This is a genomic window from Streptomyces sp. NPDC002032 (genome assembly GCF_042890765.1).
In the GTDB taxonomy this organism is placed as follows: domain Bacteria; phylum Actinomycetota; class Actinomycetes; order Streptomycetales; family Streptomycetaceae; genus Streptomyces.
Genome location: NZ_JBIASM010000010.1, coordinates 1 through 20758 on the forward strand (window position 1 = coordinate 1; position 20758 = coordinate 20758).

Annotated in this window: 3 protein-coding genes; all 3 read left to right on the plus strand. The window is 75.4% G+C overall.

The window, feature by feature from the left end; genetic code table 11:
• Window positions 1-4717, plus strand: a 4717-nt coding sequence (locus ACFYYT_RS22795) for an SDR family NAD(P)-dependent oxidoreductase (protein WP_351817019.1), incomplete at its 5' end; no start/stop codon positions are given.
• 43 nt (window positions 4718-4760) lie between these two features.
• Window positions 4761-15722: a type I polyketide synthase gene (locus ACFYYT_RS22800; protein ID WP_388609203.1), complete on the plus strand. Its 10962-nt coding sequence runs from the start codon at window positions 4761-4763 to the stop codon at window positions 15720-15722.
• Window positions 15723-15772: 50 nt separating this feature from the next.
• Window positions 15773-20716, plus strand: a complete 4944-nt coding sequence (locus tag ACFYYT_RS22805; RefSeq protein WP_351817014.1) for a type I polyketide synthase — start codon at window positions 15773-15775, stop codon at window positions 20714-20716.
• Window positions 20717-20758: the final 42 nt, after the last annotated feature.

Genomic DNA, 20758 nt, shown 5'->3' on the forward strand with positions numbered 1-20758 from the left:
CGAGTTCGTGGATGCGTCGTTGCGGCTGTTGCCGCGCGGTGGGCGTTTCGTCGAGATGGGCAAGGCGGATCTGCGGGATCCGGTGCGGGTTGCGGTGGATCATCCGGGGGTGGTGTATCGGTCGTTCGATCTGATCGATGCGGGTCCGGAGCGTATTGGTGAGCTTCTGGGTGAGGTTCTGGGGCTGTTCGCGGCGGGTGTGCTGGAGCCGTTGCCGGTGGTGTCGTGGGATGTGCGGCGGGCGGGTGAGGCGTTCCGTCATCTGAGTCAGGCCCGTCATGTGGGGAAGGTGGTGTTGACGCTTCCGGCTCCGTTGGAGGCTGCCGGGACGGTGTTGGTGACGGGTGGTACGGGTGCGTTGGGCGGTCTGGTGGCCCGGCATCTGGTGGGGCAGGGGGTGCGGCATCTGCTGTTGCTGAGCCGGCGGGGCGGGGATGCTCCGGGTGTGGCCGCTCTGGTCGCGGAGCTGGAGGAGCTGGGGGCTGAGTCGGTTTCGGTGGTCGCGTGTGACGCGGCTGACCGTGAGGCGTTGGCGGGGGTGCTGGCCGGGATCCCGGCGGACCGTCCGCTGACCGGCGTCCTGCACGCCGCAGGCATCCTCGACGACGGCATCCTGTCCGCGCTCACGCCCAAACGGCTCGCCGCCGTGCTGCGCCCCAAGGCCGACGCGGCCTGGAACCTGCACGAGCTGACCCGCGACAGCGACCTGTCGGCCTTCGTCCTGTTCTCCTCCGTCGCGGGCGTCTTCGGCGCCCCCGGCCAGGGCAACTACGCCGCCGCCAACGCCTTCCTCGACGCCCTCGCCGCCCACCGCCAGGCCCACGGCCTGCCCGCCCAGTCCTTCGTCTGGGGACCCTGGGACACCAGCGGCGGCGGCATGCTCGGCACGCTCGCCGACGACACGGCCGGGCGCATCGCCCGCTCCGGCGTCGCCCCGCTCGCCCCAGACCGGGGCCTGGCCCTGTTCGACGCGGGCCGCGCCGCCGGTGACGCCGCCGTGGTGCCCGTCGCCGTCGACACCGCCGCGCTGCGCGCCCAGGCGGCCGCCGGCGGCGTACCGCCGGTCTTCCGCAAGCTGGTGCGCACGCCCTCCCGGCGGGCCGTCACGGCCGCGCCCCAGGAGAGCGGCTCCGCCTTCCAGCAGCGGCTGGCCGCGCTGCCCGCCGCCGAACGCGACCGGCTCCTCGTGGCGCTCGTCGCCGACCAGGTCGCGGCCGTCCTCGGCCACGCCACCGCGGAAGACGTCCAGCCCACCAAGGCGTTCAAGGAGATCGGCTTCGACTCGCTGACCGCCGTCGAACTGCGCAACCGGATGAACGCGGCCACCGGCCTGCGCCTGCCGGCCACGCTGATCTTCGACTACCCGACACCCGTGGCGCTCGCCGACCACCTGCGCGCCGAGCTCTTCGCCGGGCAGGACGCGCCCGAAGCCGCCGAACGGCACCCGGCGGCGGCAGCCGCCCCCGAGGACGACCCGGTCGTCATCGTCGGCATGGCCTGCCGGCTGCCCGGCGGAGTCTCCACCCCCGAACAGCTGTGGGACATGCTGGCCGAGGGCCGCGACGCCGTCGGCGAACTCCCGGACGACCGCGGATGGGACCTGGAGCGCCTCTACGACCCCGACCCGGACGGCGTCGGCACGACGTACGCGAAGGGGGGCGGCTTCCTCACCGGGGCGGGCGAGTTCGACGCGCGGTTCTTCGGGATCTCGCCGCGCGAGGCCCTCGCCATGGACCCCCAGCAGCGGCTGCTGCTGGAAACCTCCTGGGAGGCCGTCGAGCGCGCGGGCATCGACCCGGGCACGCTGCGCGGCAGCCGTACCGGCGTCTTCGTCGGCACCGCCTCCTCCTCCTACGGGTCCGGCATGCGCCTGCCCGAGGGCGTGGAGGGCCACCTGCTCACCGGCAGCGCCACCAGCGTCGTCTCCGGCCGCGTCTCCTACACCTTCGGCCTCGAAGGCCCCGCGGTCACCGTCGACACCGCCTGCTCCTCCGCGCTGGTCGCGCTGCACCTGGCGGTGCAGGCGATCCGCAACGGGGAGTGCACCGCGGCCCTGGCCGGCGGTGTGACCGTCATGGCGCAGCCCGGCATCTTCACCGAGTTCGCCCGCCAGCGCGGCCTCGCCCCCGACGGCCGGTGCAAGGCCTTCGCGGCCGGTGCGGACGGCACCGGCTGGGCCGAGGGCGCGGGCATGCTCCTCGTCGAACGCCTCTCCGACGCCCGCAGGAACGGCCATCCGGTCCTGGCGGTCGTCCGCGGCTCCGCCGTCAACCAGGACGGTGCCAGCAACGGCCTCACCGCCCCCAACGGCCCCTCCCAGCAGCGCGTCATCCGTGCCGCGCTCGCCGGTGCGGGCCTGGACGCGACCGAGGTCGACGCCGTCGAGGCGCACGGCACCGGTACGACGCTCGGCGACCCGATCGAGGCCCAGGCCCTCCTGGCCACTTACGGCCAGGGCCGGCCCGCCGGCCGGCCGCTGCTGCTCGGCTCCGTGAAGTCGAACATCGGGCACATGCAGGCCGCGGCCGGCGTGGGCGGCGTCATCAAGACGGTGCTCGCCCTCCAGCACGGCGTCCTGCCCAAGACGCTGCACGTGGACGAGCCCTCCCCGATGGTGGACTGGTCGGCGGGCGCGGTGGAACTGCTGACCGAGGAGCGGGAGTGGCCGCAGACCGGCCGTCCGCGCCGGGCCGGCGTCTCCTCCTTCGGCGTCAGCGGCACCAACGCCCACGTCATCGTGGAGCAGGCGCCCGAGGACGAGGCGCCCGAGGACGAGCCCCGGCCGTCCGTGCCGGACGAGGGCGGCAGGACGCTGCCCGCAGTGCCCTGGACGCTCTCCGGCAAGTCCCGCGCGGCCCTGCGCGCTCAGGCGGAACGGCTCGCCGCCCACCTGGCGCGGCGGCCCGGCGCACGACCGGCCGACATCGGCTTCTCCCTGACCACCGGCCGCGCCACCTTCGAACACCGCGCGGTGGTGCTGGGCGCCGACCCGGCCGGAGCGCTCGCCGCCCTGGCCGAGGGCCGCGAGGCCCCCGGCGTGGTCCGCGGCCACGCGGCCGCGGCCGGCTCGGGCAACCCCGTCCTGGTCTTCCCGGGCCAGGGCACCCAGTGGATCGGCATGGCGGTGGAACTCCTCGATTCCTCACCGGTGTTCGCGGCGCGGATCGCGGAGTGTGAGAAGGCGCTGGCCCCGTATGTGGACTGGTCGCTGACGGAGGTGCTGCGTTCGGACGATCCGCTGGAGCGGGTGGACGTGGTCCAGCCGGTGCTGTTCGCGGTGATGGTGGCGCTGGCCGAGGTGTGGATCTCCTACGGGGTCCGGCCCGCTGCCGTCATCGGGCACTCGCAGGGTGAGATCGCCGCCGCCTGTGTGGCCGGGGCCCTCTCCCTGGAGGACGCCGCGAAGGTCGTCGCCCTGCGGAGCCGGGCCATCGACGCCATCGCGGGTCTGGGCGGCATGGTCTCCGTGAGCCTGTCCGCCGCCGACGCGGCCGAGCGGATCGCCGCCTCCTTCGGGGACCGGCTGGCGGTCGCGGCCGTCAACGGCCCGTCCTCCACGGTGGTCTCCGGTGACGCGGACGCCTGCGCCGAGCTGGTCACCGCCCTGGAGGCCGAGGGCGTCCGGGCCCGCCGCGTGGCGGTGGAGTACGCCTCCCACTGCGTCCACGTGGAGAAGCTGGAGGCCGAACTGGCCGAGCTCCTCGGCGGACTGGACCCGAGGGCATCCCGCATCCCGATGTACTCGACCCTCACGGGCGGGCTGCTGGACACCACCGGGCTGGACGGCGGCTACTGGTACCGCAACCTGCGCAATCCCGTCCTGTTCGAGCAGGCCGTGAAGGCGGCGCTCGCCGACGGGCACCGGCTCTTCGTGGAGTCCAGCCCGCACCCCGTCCTCGCCGTCGGCCTCGCCGAAATGGACGCCGTCGCGGTCGGCACGCTGCGCCGCGACGAAGGCGGCCCGGCCCGCCTGCTCACCTCCCTCGCCGAAGCCTGGGTGGGGGGCGTCACCGTCGACTGGACGGCCGTCTTCGCCGGCACCGGCGCCCAGCGCGTCGACCTGCCGACGTACGCCTTCCAGCGCCGCCGCTACTGGCTGGACGAACCCCTCGCGGGTCCGGCGCGGACGGCTCGACAAGAGCCGCCCGAGTCGAATGCGAACGCGATGGACGAAAGTGAACCAGGGGACGGTTCCGCACTTCGCGCCGAACTCGCCGCACTCACCGGGACCGAACGGGCCCTGCGCCTGCTGGACCTGGTCCGCCGTACGGCGGCGGCGGTCCTGGGACACGAGTCGGTGGAGGAGGTCGAGGAGCACCAGCCGTTCCGGGAGATCGGGTTCCAGTCACTGACCGCGGTGGAACTGCGCAACCGGCTCGGCGCCGCCACCGGACTGCGGCTGCCCGTGTCGGTCGCCTTCGACCACCCGACCCCCGCCGACCTGGCCGCGCACCTGCGGGCCCAGCTCGTCGAGGAAGGCCTCGCGGCCCCGGTGTCCGCGCTGGCCGAACTCGACCGGCTGGAGGCCGCGTTCGCCGACCTGACCGCTGACAAGCGCGCCCGCGCCCAGCTCAGGGCCAGGATGCAGGGCCTCCTGTCGGCCCTGGACGACGAACCGGAGCCCACGGAGGCGGCGGCGGGTGTCGCCGAGCAGCTCCAGGCCGCCTCGGCGGCCGAGGTCCTCGCCTTCATCGACAACGAGCTCGGAACTTCCTGATGGACCTGATGGACGCGTACATCTTGCGCAAAGGGGACAGCCGATCATGACGGACGACCAGAAGATCCTCGATTACCTCAAGCGGGTGACGGCTGATCTCCACCAGACCCGCCAGCGCCTGCGCGAGGTCGAGGCCGGTGAGCAGGAGCCCGTGGCGATCGTCGCCATGAGCTGCCGCTACCCCGGCGGCGTGCGCAGCCCGGAAGACCTGTGGCGGCTGGTCGCCTCGGGCACGGACGCCGTCGGGGCGTTCCCCGACGACCGTGGCTGGGACGTCGAGCGGCTCTACGCCGAGGACCCCGACCAGCCCGGCACCTCCTACGTCCGCGAGGGCGGCTTCCTGCGGGACGTCGCCGACTTCGACGAGACCCTGTTCGGGATATCCCCGCGCGAGGCACTCGCCATGGACCCCCAGCAGCGGCTGCTGCTGGAGACCTCCTGGGAGGCCTTCGAGCGGGCCGGCATCGACCCGGCGTCGCTGCGCGGCAGCCGCACCGGCGTCTTCGCCGGCAGCACCGGCCAGGACTACTCGACGCTCCTCCAGCGTTCGGCGGAGCCCGTGGAGGGCTATTACCTCACGGGCACCGCGGCCAGCGTGGTCTCCGGGCGCGTCTCGTACGCGCTCGGCCTGGAGGGCCCCGCGGTCACCCTGGACACGGCCTGTTCCTCGTCCCTGGTAGCGCTGCACCTCGCGGCGCAGGCGCTGCGGGCCGGCGAGTGCACCCTCGCGCTGGCCGGCGGCTCCACCGTGATGTCCGCCCCCGGCATGTTCGTCGAGTTCTCCCGCCAGCGCGGCCTCGCCCTCGACGGCCGCTGCAAGGCGTTCGCGGCCGCCGCCGACGGCACGGGCTGGGCGGAGGGCGTCGGCATGCTGCTCCTGGAGCGGCTGTCCGACGCCCGCAAGAACGGCCACCCCGTCCTCGCCGTCCTCCGCGGCTCCGCCGTCAACCAGGACGGCGCGAGCAACGGCCTCACCGCCCCCAACGGCCCCTCCCAGCAGCGCGTCATCCAGCAGGCCCTCGACAACGCGGGCCTCACCGCGGCGCAGGTCGACGCGGTCGAGGCGCACGGCACCGGCACCACCCTCGGCGACCCGATCGAGGCGCACGCCCTGATCTCCGCCTACGGCCAGGACCGGCCCGCCGGCCGGCCGCTGTGGCTGGGTTCCCTGAAGTCCAACATCGGCCACAGCCAGGCCGCCGCCGGTGTCGGCGGCGTCATCAAGATGGTCCAGGCGATGCACCACGAGGTGCTGCCCAAGACCCTCCACGTCGACGAGCCGACCCCGCACATCGACTGGTCCGCCGGCGCGGTGGAACTGCTCACCGAGGCCCGTCCGTGGCCGCGGGGCGAGCGCCCGCGCCGGGCCGGCGTCTCCTCCTTCGGCATCAGCGGCACCAACGCCCACGTCATCGTGGAAGAGCCGCCCGCTCCCCTTCCCGCCCCCGCCCCGGCGCCGGCCGACGGCCCGACGCCCACGGCACCGCTGCCGCTGGTCCCGTGGCCGGTCTCCGGCAAGACCGCGGCCGCCCTGCGCGCGCAGGCCGCCCGCCTCGCCGCGCACCTGCGCGCCCACGGCGAGCCGGCCCCCGCCGACACCGGCTACTCGCTTGCGACCGGACGCGCCGCGCTGGAGCACCGGGCCGTCGCCCTCGGCACCGACGCGGACGGCCTGCTGGCCGCGCTCGACGCGCTGGCGGCAGGCGAAGCGGCCCCCGGTCTGATCACCGGCGCCACCACCACCGGCCCCACCGCCTTCCTCTTCACCGGCCAGGGCGCGCAGCGGGCCGGCATGGGCCGGGAGCTGTACGAGGCGTTCCCCGGGTTCGCGGAGGCCCTCGACGCGGTGTGCGCGGTCGTGGATGCGGAGTTGGGGCGTTCGCTGCGCGCGGTGATGTTCGCGGAGGACTCCGCCGAGCTGGACCGTACGGAGTTCACCCAGCCGGCGCTGTTCGCGCTGGAGGTGGCCCTGTACCGGCTGGTCGAGGGCTGGGGTGTGAAGCCCGACTACCTGCTGGGTCATTCCATCGGTGAGATCGCTGCGGCGCATGTGGCCGGGGTGTTCTCGCTGGAGGACGCGGCCCGGCTGGTCGTGGCGCGTGGCCGGCTGATGCAGGCGCTGCCCGAGGGCGGGGCCATGGTGTCGGTGCGGGCCGCCGAGGCAGAGGTGGCCGAGCTGGTCGCCTCGTACGAGGACGTGAGCATCGCAGCCGTCAACGGGCCTGCGTCCGTGGTGATTTCCGGTGCGGCCGAGGCCGTGGGTGAGATCGCGGAGGTGCTGGCCGGGCGTGGGGTGAAGACCAAGCGGCTCACCGTCAGCCACGCCTTCCACTCCCCGCTCATGGACCCCATGCTGGAGGAGTTCCGGCAGGTCGCCGAGGGTCTCACCTACCACGCCCCGGTCATCCCGGTCGTCTCCGACGTCACCGGGCGCACCGCCACCGCCCATGAGCTGCGCGACCCCGCCTACTGGGTGCGGCACGTGCGCGAGGCCGTGCGCTTCGCGGACGGCATCGCCACCCTGCACCGGGCCGGCGTCACCCGCTTCGTCGAACTCGGCCCCGACGCCGTGCTGTCCGCCATGGGCGCCGACACCGCCGCCGCCGCCGATGACGCCGCCGACGCCGTGTTCATCCCCCTCCAGCGGGGTGGGCGCCCGGAGGCGCCGTCCCTGCTCACCGGGCTGGCCACCGCCCACGTCCACGGCTCTGCCCCCGACTGGGCCGCCCTCTTCGCCGGGACCGGTGCGCGCCGGATCGACCTGCCCACGTACGCCTTCCAGCAGCAGCGGCACTGGCCCTCGCGCTGGCTGCCGCAGACCGGGGACGTCAGTGCCGCCGGACTGCGCCCCGCCGAACACCCGCTGCTGGGCGCGGCCGTGAGCCTCGCCGACGGCGACGGCTTCCTCTTCACCGGCCGGCTCTCCCTCCAGACCCACTCCTGGCTCGCCGACCACGCCGTCCTGGACACCGTCCTCGTGCCCGGCACCGCCTTCGTGGACCTCGCGGTCCGCGCCGGCGACCAGAGCGGCTGCTCCCGGGTCGAGGAACTGACCCTGGAAGCCCCGCTGGTCCTGCCCGTGTGGGGCGGGGTCCAGCTCCAGGTCTCCGTCGGCGCCGCCGACGCCCACGGACACCGCCCGCTCGCCGTGCACTCCCGCGCCGACGGCGACGACCCCGACGCCCCCTGGACCCGGAACGCCAGCGGCACCCTGGCCCCCGCGGCCGGGCCCGCACCGCGGACCGAGCCGGTCTGGGCGGAACTCGCCCAGTGGCCGCCGGCCGGCGCCGAACCGCTCGACACCGACGGCTTCTACGCCGCCCTCGCCGCCCAGAGCTATGACTACGGGCCCCAGTTCCAGGGGCTGCGCGCCGTGTGGCGGCGCGGCGAGGAGATCTTCGCCGAGGCCGGTTTCCCCGACGGCCACGAGGCCGACGCCGCCCTCTTCGGGCTGCACCCGGCCCTCTTCGACGCGGCTATGCACGCCATGGCGTTCCAGGACGCCGACGGTGCCATGGGCCCCGGCCGCGGCCGTCTGCCGTTCGTGTGGAACGGCGTCGCGCTGCACGCCTCCGGCGCCCGTGCGCTGCGGGTACGGATCACCCCCGCCGGCCGTGACGGCGTCAGCGTCTTCCTCGCCGACGGCGCGGGCCTGCCCGTCGCCACCGTGGAGTCCATGGTGCTGCGGCCGGTCGCGGCCGAGCAGCTGGCCGGCGCGGGCGCCGGTCACCACGAGGCGCTGTACCGCGTCGAGTGGACCGGTGCGCCCGCCGCCCCGCCCGTCACCGCGCCGGGCCCGTGGGCCCTGATCGGCGCCGCCGCCCCGGAGTTCCTGACCGCCCTGCGCGACCCGGACGTGCTCCCCGCCGGCCTCACCGAGTACGCCGACCTGGCCGCGCTCGGCGCGGCCGTCGACGGCGGCGCCCCCGTACCCGGGACGGTCCTGGTGGCCCCCCTTCCGCCGGCCGGCGCCGAAGGCACCGCCGCGGCCGCGCACGTCCACGCCCACCGCGCGCTGCTCCTGGCCCAGCAGTGGGCCGAGGACACCCGCTTCGACGGCGCGCGGCTGATCCTGCTGACCCGCGACGCGGTCGCCGCCCGCCCCGGCGACACCGCCGCCGGGCTGGCCGCCGCCCCCGTCTGGGGTCTGGTCCGCTCGGCGCAGTCGGAGCACCCCGACCGCTTCGTCCTCGTCGACCTCGACGCCACCGAGGAGTCGGCCCGCGCCCTGCCGGCCGCCCTCGCCACCGGCGAACCCCAGCTGGCGCTGCGCGCCGGGCAGGGCCACGTACCGCGCCTGGCCCGCTTCGCCACCTCGGCGGACGCCGGACCCGGCACCGGAGCCGCCGCCGGACCCGGCACCGCAGCGGAGGCTCCGCAGGCCGCCCCGGCGGCGTACGACCCGCAGGGCACCGTCCTGCTCACCGGCGCCACCGGCACCCTCGGGCAGCTCCTCGCCCGCCACCTGGTCACCGCGCGCGGGGTGCGCCACCTGCTGCTGCTCAGCCGCCGCGGCCAGGACGCCCCCGGCGCCGCCGCTCTGCACGCGGAGCTCACCGCCCTCGGCGCCACCGTCACGTTCGCCGCCTGCGACGCGGCCGACCGCGACGCGCTGGCCGCCGTCCTCGCCGGGATCCCGGACGGGCACCCGCTGACCGCCGTCGTCCACGCCGCCGGCGTCTCGGACGACGGCGTGATCTCCGCGCTGACGCCCGACCGCGTCGACGCGGTCCTGCGTCCCAAGGCGGACGCGGCCGTCAACCTGCACGAACTGACCCGGGGCGAGGACCTGACCGCCTTCGTGCTGTTCTCCTCCGTCGCCGCCGCCTTCGGCGGACCCGGCCAGGGCAACTACGCCGCCGCCAACGCCTTCCTGGACTCCCTCGCCCAGCACCGGCGGGCCCTCGGCCTGCCCGCGACCTCGCTCGCCTGGGGCCTGTGGGCCGAACGCAGCGGCCTGGCCGGCAAGCTGGACGACGCCCACCTGGAGCGCATCGGCCGCACCGGTGTCGCCGCCATGGACAGCGACGAGGCCCTCGGCCTGTTCGACACGGCCGTCGCCCTGCCGGACGCGCACCTGATGCCCGCCCGCCTCGACCTGGCCGCCTTCCGCGCCCAGTCCGCCACCCGGATCCCCGCCCTGCTGCGCGGCCTGGTCCGGGTCCCGGCCCGGCGCAGCGCCGCGTCCGCGGCCGGCGACGGCAACGCGCTCGCCGCGCAGCTGGCCGGACTCCCGGAGCCGGACCGCCGGCGCCGGCTGCTCGACCTGGTGCGCACCCAGGCCGCCGCCGTCCTCGGCCACGCCGGCCCCGACGGCATCGAGGCCCAGCGCGCCTTCAACGACCTCGGCTTCGACTCGCTGACCGCCGTCGAGATGCGCAACGGCCTCAAGGCCCTCACCGGGCTGGCCCTGTCCGCGACGCTGATCTTCGACTACCCGACCCCGCAGGTCCTCGCCGACCACCTGGCCGAGCTCCTGCTCGGCCGGGAACCCGCCGCCGGACGCACGGTGGCGACGGTGACCCCGGCCGACGACGAGCCCATCGCGATCGTCGGCATGGCCTGCCGGCTGCCCGGCGGCGTCACCACGCCCGAACAGCTGTGGCGCCTGGTGACCGAAGGCGGCGACGCCGTCTCCGCCGTCCCCGACGACCGCGGCTGGCACGCCACCGCCCTGCCCCACCAGGACGGCGACGGAGCCGGACGCGAGGCGATCCAGGGCGGCTTCATCGACGACCCCGGCGCCTTCGACCCGGCCTTCTTCGGGATCTCGCCGCGCGAGGCGACCGCGATGGACCCCCAGCAGCGACTGCTGCTGGAGACCTCCTGGGAGGCGTTCGAGCGGGCCGGCATCGACCCGGGCACGCTGCGCGGCAGCCGCACCGGCGTCTTCGCCGGCTCCAGCGGCCAGGACTACGCTGCCCTGCTCCAGCAGGCCCCCGAGGGCATCGAGGGCTACTTCCTGACCGGCACCACCGCCAGCGTGGTCTCCGGCCGCGTCTCCTACACCTTCGGCTTCGAGGGCCCGGCCGTCACCGTCGACACCGCCTGCTCCTCGTCCCTGGTCGCCCTGCACCTCGCGGCGCAGTCCCTGCGCAACGGCGAATGCTCGATGGCCCTCGCCGGCGGCGTCATGGTCATGGCCACCCCGGCCGGCTTCGTCGGCCTGAGCGGTCAGGGCGGCTTCGCCGCCGACGGCCGCTGCAAGGCCTTCGCGGGCGCCGCCGACGGTACGGGCTGGTCCGAGGGCGTCGGCATGCTCCTGGTGGAGCGGCTCTCGGACGCCGAACGCAACGGACACCCGGTCCTGGCCGTCGTGCGGGGTACGGCCGTCAACCAGGACGGCGCGAGCAACGGCCTGACCGCCCCGAACGGGCCGTCTCAGCAGCGGGTGATCCGCCAGGCCCTCGCCAACGGCGGGCTGTCCGCCGCCGAGGTGGACGTGGTGGAGGCGCACGGCACCGGTACGACGCTGGGCGACCCGATCGAGGCGCAGGCGCTGCTGGCCACGTACGGGCAGGAACGTTTCGGCGACGAGCCGCTGTGGCTCGGTTCGCTGAAGTCGAACATCGGCCACGCCCAGGCCGCCGCGGGCGTCGCCGGCGTGATGAAGATGGTCCTCGCCCTCCAGCACGGTGTGCTGCCCAAGACGCTGCACGTGGACGAGCCTTCGCCGCACGTGGACTGGTCGGCGGGCGCGGTGGAACTGCTGACCGAGGAGCGGGAGTGGCCCGAGACGGGCCGTCCGCGCCGGGCCGGCGTGTCCTCCTTCGGCATCAGCGGCACCAACGCCCACGTGGTGCTGGAGCAGGCCCCCGACGCCGCCGCGACCCCCGCCGCCCGCACCCCGCTCGCCGTCACCCCCTGGGTGCTCTCGGGCAAGTCCGAGGCGGCGGTCCAGGCCCAGGCCGAGCGGCTCGCCGCCCACCTCGCGGAGCGCGCCGCCCCGGAAACCGTCGACGTCGGCCTCTCGCTGGCGACGGCCCGCGCCGTCATGGAGCACCGCGCGGTGGTCCTGGGCGCCGACCCGGCCGGAGCGCTCACGGCCCTGGCCGAGGGCCGCGAGGCCCCCGGCATCGTCCGCGGCTTCGCGGGCGCCGGTGGGTCCGGTCCGGTGTTCGTGTTCCCGGGGCAGGGTTCGCAGTGGGTCGGGATGGCCGTCGAACTCCTCGATTCCTCGCCGGTGTTCGCGGCGCGGATCGCGGAGTGTGAGAAGGCCCTCGAACCGTACGTGGACTGGTCGCTGACGGAGGTGCTGCGTTCGGACGACCCGCTGGAGCGGGTGGACGTGGTCCAGCCGGTGCTGTTCGCGGTGATGGTGGCGCTGGCGGAGGTGTGGATCTCGTACGGGGTCCGGCCGTCGGCCGTCATCGGCCACTCGCAGGGTGAGATCGCCGCCGCCTGTGTGGCCGGGGCCCTGTCCCTCGATGACGCGGCGAAGGTGGTGGCCCTGCGGAGCCGGGCCATCGACGCCATCGCGGGTCTGGGCGGCATGGTGTCGGTGAGTCTGTCCGCCGCCGACGCGGCCGAGCGGATCGCCGCGTCCTTCGAGGGCCGGCTGGCCGTGGCCGCCGTCAACGGTCCCGCCTCCACGGTGGTCTCGGGTGACGCGGATGCCTGCGCGGAGCTGGTCACCGTCCTGGAAGCGGACGGAATCCGGGCCCGCCGGGTGGCCGTGGAGTATGCCTCCCACTGCGTCCACGTGGAGAAGCTCGAAGCCGAACTGGCCGAGCTCCTCGCCGGGCTGGACCCGCAGGCTTCGGCGATCCCCATGTATTCGACGCTCACCGGTGAGGTGCTGGACACCACCGGGCTCGACGGCGGGTACTGGTACCGCAATCTGCGCAACACCGTCCTCTTCGAGGACGCCGTCAACGCCGCCGTCGCCGACGGCCACCGGCTGTTCATCGAGACCAGCCCGCACCCCGTCCTCGCCGTCGGCCTCGCCGAGATGGACGCGGTCGCGCTCGGCACGCTCCGCCGCGACGAAGGCGGGCCCCGCCGGGTGCTCACCTCCCTCGCCGAGGCGTGGGTGAACGGCGCGGACGTCGACTGGACGGCCGTCTTCGCCGGTACCGGCGCCCAGCGCGTCGACCTGCCGACGTACGCCTTCCAGCGCCGCCGCTACTGGCTGGAGGTGCCGCGCCGCACCATCGGCGACATCGGGTCCGCCGGACTCGGGTCGGCCGAGCACCCGCTGCTGGGCGCCGGCGTGGAGCTGGCGGAGACGGACGGCTTCCTGTTCACCGGCCGGCTGTCCGTCGACTCGCACCCCTGGCTGGGGGACCACGCCGTCGTCGGCACGGTCATCTTCCCCGGCACCGCGTTCGTGGAGCTCGCGGTGCGGGCCGGTGACCAGGTCGGCTGCGGCCGGGTCGAGGAACTCACCCTCCAGGCACCGCTGCTGCTCCCGGAGCTGGGCGGGCGGCAGATCCAGGTCGCCGTCGGCGCCGCGGACGGCACCGGCCGCCGGACGCTCGCGGTGCACTCGCGGCCCGCCGGTGACCCCGACGCCGAGTGGAGCCGCCACGCCACCGGCGTGCTGGCCCCCGCCGGGACCGGCCAGGACCGCCCGGCCGACCTGGCGGTCTGGCCGCCGCGCGGCGCCCGGGAGCTGCCGCTCGACGGCGTCTACGAGGAGGCCGCCCGGCAGGGCTTCGGCTACGGGCCCTCCTTCCAGGGGCTCCGGGCCGCCTGGCAGCTCGGCGAGGAGATCTTCGCCGAGGTGGAGCTGCCCGCCGAGGCGCGCGCCGACGCCGCCGCGTTCGGCGTCCACCCCGGTCTGCTCGACTCCGCCCTCCAGGCCATGGGCCTCGGCACCTTCCTCGACGGCGCCGTCGCCGACGAGGACCAGGGCAAGCCGCGGCTGCCGTTCGCCTGGCGGGGCGTCACCCTGCACGCCGCGGGCGCCGGCGCCCTGCGCGTCCGGCTCTCGCACACCGGCCGCAACGGCATCGCCTTCGCGGTGGCCGACGCCACCGGCGCCCCGGTGGCCACGGTGGAGTCCCTGACGATGCTGCCGGTCGCTCCCGAGCAACTGCGCAACGCCGGACGGGCCCACGGCGACTCCCTCTACCGGGTGGAGTGGGCCGACGCGCCCGCCGGCGCCGCCCCGGCCGTCCAGCGGCTCGCCGTGGCCGGCCCCGGGCCGCTCGCCGACGCGCTCGCCGAGGCCGGGGTGCGGGCCGCCCGGTACGCCGATCTCGCCGAGCTGACCGCCGCCCTCGCGGCCGGTGCCTCCGCACCCGACCTGGTGCTGCTGGCCGCCGGAACCCCCGAGGACACCGGCGCCGACGCCGCCGCTCCCGCCGCCGACGCCTACCTCGCGGAGCGGGCCCACACCGCGACCCGCCGCGCCCTGGCCGACGTACAGCGGTGGCTGGCCGCCGACGGGGCCGGCCGGGCCCCGCTCGCCGTGGTCACCGTCGGCGCGACCGCCGACGGGGCCGCCGCGGACCCGGCCGCCGCGGCGGTGTGGGGCCTGATGCGCTCCGCACAGTCCGAGGCGCCCGGCCGGTTCGTCCTGGCCGACGTCGACGGCGCCGATGCCTCCTGGCGGGCCCTGCCCGCCGCCCTGGCCACCGGCGAACCGCAGCTCGCGGTCCGCGCCGGAAACGTCACCGTGCCGCGGCTGGTCCGGGCGGACGCACCCGCCGAAGGGGCGGCCGCCCCGGCCTTCGACCCCGACGGCACCGTCCTGATCACCGGTGGGACCGGCGTACTGGGCGGCCTGCTCGCCCGCCACCTGGTCACCGCACACGGCGTGCGCCACCTGCTGCTCGTCAGCCGCAGCGGCCCCGCCGCGGCGGGCGCCGACGCACTGCGGGCCGAACTGGCCGCCGCGGGCGCCGACGTCACCGTCGCCGCCTGCGACACCGCCGACCGCGACGCGCTGGCACAGCTCCTCGCCCGTGTGCCGCGCCCGCTGACCGGTGTGGTCCACGCGGCCGGCGTCCTCGACGACGGCGTCCTGGAGTCCCTGACCCCGGACCGGCTGGCCGCCGTCCTGCGGCCCAAGGCCGACGCGGCCGTCCACCTGCACGAACTCACCCGTGACCACGATCTCGCCGCGTTCGTGCTGTTCTCCTCCGCCACCGGCGTGCTCGGCGGCTCCGGACAGGCCAACTACGCGGCCGCCAACGCCTTCCTCGACGCCCTCGCCCGGCGCCGCCGGGGCCAGGGCCTCCCCGCCACCTCGCTGGCATGGGGCTTCTGGGCGCAGGCCAGCGGCATGACCGGGCACCTCGACGAGGCCGACCGGCGGCGCATGCAGAGCGGCGGCATCAGCGGTCTGAGCGACGAGACCGGCCTGGCCCTGTTCGACCTGGCGCTCGCCACCGGCGAGCCGGAACTGCTGCCCGTCCGCCTGGACACCGCCGCGCTGCGCGTCCAGGCCGGGGCCGGCGCCCTGCCGCCACTGCTGCGCAAGCTGGTCCGCACCCCGGTGCGGCGCGCGGCCGAGGCCGCGGCCGGCGACGCCGGCGCCGACTTCGCGCAGCGCCTGGCCGCCCTGTCCGAACCCGACCGGGTACGGGCCGTCCTGGACCTGGTGCGCCGTCAGGCGGCCGTGGTCCTCGGCCACGACTCCGCCGAGGCGGTGAGCGCCGAATCCTCCTTCAAGGAGCTCGGGTTCGACTCGCTGACCGCCGTCGACCTGCGCAACCGGCTGGCGGCCACGACCGGCGTACGGCTGCCCGCGACGCTGGTGTTCGACTACCCGACACCCACCGAACTGACCGCGTACCTGCACGCCGAGATCGTCCCCGGCGAACCGGCGGGCATCGCCCCGCTGCTGGCGGAGATCGACCGGCTGGAGGCCCTGCTGGGGCCCGTGCCGGCCGACGAGGCCGACCGGCTGCGCATCGGCATGCGACTGAACGACGTACTGGCGAAGTGGGGCCACCCCGGGCACGCGACGGCGGAGCAGGACGACGCCCGCGACCTGGAGTCCGCCACCGACGACGAGATCTTCGCCTTCATCACCGACGAGTTCGGGATCTCCTGATCACCGGTGCTCCGTCCGAACGCAATCGCCCGGGAGGGGTGAGGCACACCATGACCACCGAAGACGACAACAACAAGCTCCGTCACTTCCTCAAGCGCGTGACGGCCGAACTGCAGGAGACACGGGGGCGGCTGCGCTCGGTGGAGAGCCGGGAGCAGGAGCCGCTCGCCATCACCGCGATGGCCTGCCGGTTCCCCGGCGGCCTCGACTCGCCCGAAGCCCTGTGGGACCTCGTCACCGGCGGCGTCGACGCCCTGTCGCCGTTCCCCGAGGACCGCGGCTGGAACTTCGAGGGCGTCTTCTTCCAGGCGCCCGAGGACCCCGACCGCGACTACTCCCTCGAAGGCGGGTTCATCTACGACATCGCCGACTTCGACCCGGAGTTCTTCGGGATCTCCCCCCGCGAGGCCCTCGCCATGGACCCCCAGCAGCGGCTGCTGCTGGAGGCCTCCTGGGAGGTCTTCGAGCGGGCCGGCATCGACCCGGCGTCGCTGCGCGGCAGCCAGACCGGCGTCTACGTCGGCACCACCTTCCAGGGCTACGGCGGCACCGTCATCCACCCGCCGGAGGGCACCGAGCTCTACCTGGGCATCGGCAACACCCCGAGCGTGGCCTCCGGCCGCATCGCCTACACCTACGGCTTCAACGGCCCGGCCCTCACCATCGACACCGCCTGCTCGTCCTCGCTGGTCGCCCTGCACATGGCGGCGCAGGCGCTGCGCAAGGGCGAATGCTCGATGGCGCTGGTCGGCGCGGCCACCATCATGGCCAACCCGGGCGCCTTCACCGAGTTCTCCCGCCAGCGCGGGCTGTCCACCAACGGCCGCTGCAAGGCCTTCTCCGCCGACGCCGACGGCACCGGCTGGGGCGAGGGCCTGGGCATGCTGCTGGTGGAGCGCCTCTCCGACGCCCGCCGGGCCGGCCGGCCCGTCCTCGCCGTACTGCGCGGCTCGGCCATCAACCAGGACGGCGCCAGCAACGGCCTGACCGCCCCCAACGGCCCCGCCCAGCAGCGCGTGATCCAGCAGGCGCTGGCCGACGCCCGCCTCTCCGCCCAGCAGGTCGACCTCGTCGAGGCGCACGGCACCGGCACCACCCTCGGTGACCCCATCGAGGCGCAGGCGCTGATCAACACCTACGGACAGGACCGGCCGGCCGACCAGCCCCTGTACATCGGCTCCGTGAAGTCCAACATCGGCCACACCCAGTGCGCCGCCGGCATGGCGGGCCTGATCAAGGTCGTCATGTCGCTGCGCCACGGCGTGATGCCGCCCACCCTGCACGTACGCGAACCCAACCCGCTGGTCGACTGGAACGCCGGGGCGGTCGCCCTGCTCACCGAGGGCCGCGACTGGCCCGAGCTGGACCACCCGCGCCGCGCCGGCGTCTCCTCCTTCGGCGTCAGCGGAACCAACTCCCACGTCATCCTGGAGCACGCCGAGCAGTACGAGGACGAGACCGTCCCCGCCGCGGGCGAGGGCACCGGCCTGGCCGCCGGACCCGTCCTGCCGTGGGTCGTCACCGGCCGCACCGAACAGGCGCTGCGCGGCCAGGCCGAACGGCTGCGCTCCTTCGCCGCCGCCCACCCCGAGGTCGACTCCGCCGACATCGCCTACTCGCTGGCCACCACCCGGGCCGCCTTCGAGCACCGCGCCGTCGTCGTCGGCCCCGACCGCGACGCCATGGTCGCCGGCCTGAGCGCGCTCGCCCGCGGCGAGAACAGCGGCGACGTCGTCCGCGCCGCCGCCGCCAAGTCCGGCGCCGGACCCGTCTTCGTCTACCCCGGCCAGGGCTCCCAGTGGGACGGCATGGCCGTCGAACTCCTCGACTCCTCGCCGGTGTTCGCCGAGCGGATCGCCGACTGCGAGAAGGCCCTCGAACCGTACGTCGACTGGTCGCTGACCGAGGTGCTGCGCTCCGGCGAGCCCCTGGAACGGGTCGACGTCGTCCAGCCCGTGCTGTTCGCGGTGATGGTCGCGCTGACCGCCGTCTGGGAGTCCGCCGGCGTCGCCCCCAGCGCCGTCATCGGCCACTCCCAGGGCGAGATCGCCGCCGCCTGCGTGGCCGGCGCGCTGTCCCTGGAGGACGCCGCCAAGGTCGTCGCCCTGCGCAGCCGGGCCATCAACGCCCTGTCCGGGCTCGGCGGCATGGTCGCCGTCGCCCTGTCCGCCGAGGACGCCGCCGCCCGCATCGCCCCCTGGGACGGCCGGCTGGCCGTCGCCGTCGTCAACGGCCCCACCCTCACCGTGGTCTCCGGCGAGACCGCCGCCTGCGACGAACTCGTCCGGACGCTGCGCGAGGAGGGCGTGCGCGTGCGCCGCGTCGCGGTCGACTACGCCTCCCACTCCACCTACGTCGAGAACATCGAGGCGGAGCTGGCCGGACTGCTCGACGGGCTCACCCCGCGGCCCGCCCGGCTGCCCGTCTACTCCTCGGTGACCGGGGAACTCCTCGACACCACCGGCATGGACGGCGCCTACTGGTACCGCAATCTGCGCAACCCCGTGCTCTTCGAGCCGGCCGTCGCCACCGCCCTCATCGCCGGGCACCGCGTCTTCATCGAGGTCAGCCCGCACCCGGTGCTCCTCATCGGCATGACCGAGACCTTCGAGGCCCGGCAGAGCGAGGCCGTCGCCGTCGCCACCCTGCGCCACGACGAGGGCGGTCTGCCGCGCTTCGTCACCTCGCTCGCCGAAGCCCACGCCCACGGCCTCGACGTCGCCTGGGAGGACGTCTTCGCCGGGACCGGGGCGCGCCGCGTCGACCTGCCCACGTACGCCTTCCAGCGGCGCCGCTACTGGATCGAGGACGTGGTGAACGGCGGTGACGGAAGGGCCGCACGGATGCCCGGCGCCTCCGCCGTCGACGCCGCGTTCTGGGACGCCGTCGAACGCGAGGACCTCCAGGCCCTCGTCGGCACCCTCGCCGCGGACGACGACACCCAGCAGGCCCAGCTGGCCGGACTGCTGCCGCTGCTGTCCCACTACCGCCGCCAGCACCACAGCCGCTCCACCGTGGACTCCTGGAACTACCGGGTCGGCTGGCAGCCGCTCACCGGCGCCGGCGTGCCCGCCCTGTCCGGCACCTGGCTGCTGGCCGTCCCGGCCGGCGCCGCCGGGCGCCCCGAGGTGGAGGCCTGCGCCACCGCCCTCGCCGAACACGGCGCGGACGTCGTACGGATCACCGTCGGCACGGCCGACCTCGCCGACGGGGTCCTCGCCGGACGGCTGCGCGACGCGGCCGCCGCCGCCCCCGCGATCGGGGGCGTCCTGTCCCTGCTGGCGCTGGACACCGACCCGCACCCCGACCACACCGCCGTCCCCACCGGCTTCGCCACCACCGTCGCCCTGCTGCGCGCCCTGGGCGCCGCCGCGGTCACCGCACCGCTGTGGTGCGCCACCCGGGGCGCGGTCTCCGTGGGCCGCAGCGACACCCTCGACACCCCCGAGCACGCCCTGGTGTGGGGTCTGGGCCGGGTCGCGGCACTGGAACACACCGAGCGCTGGGGCGGCCTGATCGACCTGCCCGCCGACTGCGACGAGCGCGTGCGGGCCCGGCTCGCCACCGTGCTGGCCGCCGCGGGCGACGAGGACCAGATCGCGCTGCGCCCCGCCGGAGCGTTCGTACGCCGCCTCACCCGCGCCCCGGGCCGCGCCGGCTCCGGCGCCCGGCCCTGGACCCCGCGCGGCAGCGTGCTCATCACCGGCGGCACCGGCGCGCTGGGCGGGCAGGTCGCCCGCTGGCTCGCCGGGAACGGCGCCGAACACCTGCTGCTCGTCAGCCGGCGCGGCGAGCGGGCCCCCGGGGCCACCGCACTCGCCGAGGAGCTGCGCGCCACCGGGGTCCGCGTCACCGTCGCCGCCTGCGACGCCTCCGACCGCGAGCAGCTGGCCGGCCTGCTGGCCGGGCTCGACGAACCGCTCACGGCCGTCGTGCACACCGCCGCCGTCCTCGACGACGGGGTGATCGACGCGCTCGGCACCGAACGGCTCGACCGGGCCCTGCGCGCCAAGGCCACCACCGCACTCAACCTGCACGAACTCACCGCCGGCCTGGACCTGGACGCCTTCGTGCTGTTCTCCTCCTTCGGCGGTACGGTCGGCACCCCCGGCCAGGGCAACTACGCCCCCGCCAACGCCTTCCTGGACGCCCTCGCGCAGGCTCGCCGCGACCGCGGCCTGCCCGCCACCTCCGTGGCCTGGGGCGCCTGGGGCGGTGGCGGCATGGCCGACGGGGCCTTCGGCGAGATCCTAAGCCGGCACGGGCTGCGCGAGATGGAGCCCGCCCTGGCCACCGCGGCCATGCAGGCCGCGGTCGACCGGGGCGAGGCGTCCACCGTCATCGCCGACATCGTCTGGGAACGCTTCTACGTCGCGTTCACCGCGACCCGGCCCAGCCCGCTGCTGTCGGAGGTGCCCGAGGTACGGGCGCTCGCCGAGAGCGCGCGGCGCGACGGCGCCGACGACGGCCCGGCCCTGGAGCGCCGGCTCGCCGGTCTGACCCCGGCCGAACAGCAGGACGCCCTGCTGGACCTGGTGCGCGGACACGTCGCCGGCGTCCTCGGCTACCCCGGACCCGAGGCCGTCGACGTCAAGCGGGCCTTCCGCGACATGGGATTCGACTCGGTCACCGCCGTGGAGCTGCGCAACCGGCTCGGCGTCACCACCGGTCTGCACCTGCCCGTCTCGCTGGCCTTCGACCACCCCACCGCCACCCGGCTCGCCGACCACCTCTTCACCCTCGTCGCGCCGCCGGAGACGGCCGACGAGGACCTGGCCGCGCTGGAGGAGTGGGACCGCATCGAGTCGGCGCTGGGCCGCCTCGACCCCGACGACCCGCACCGCACCCGCTTCCTGGTGCGGATGCAGAACCTCGTCGCGGGCTGGCAGGGCGGCGGCGAACCCGCCGTCAAGGCCGCCGCCGCACAGGTCATGGAGACCGCCTCGGACGACGAGATGTTCGACCTGCTGGGCAAGAAGTTCGGGATCTCCTGACCCACCGCCCCCGTCCCGACCCGTCCACCAGCCGACGATGGA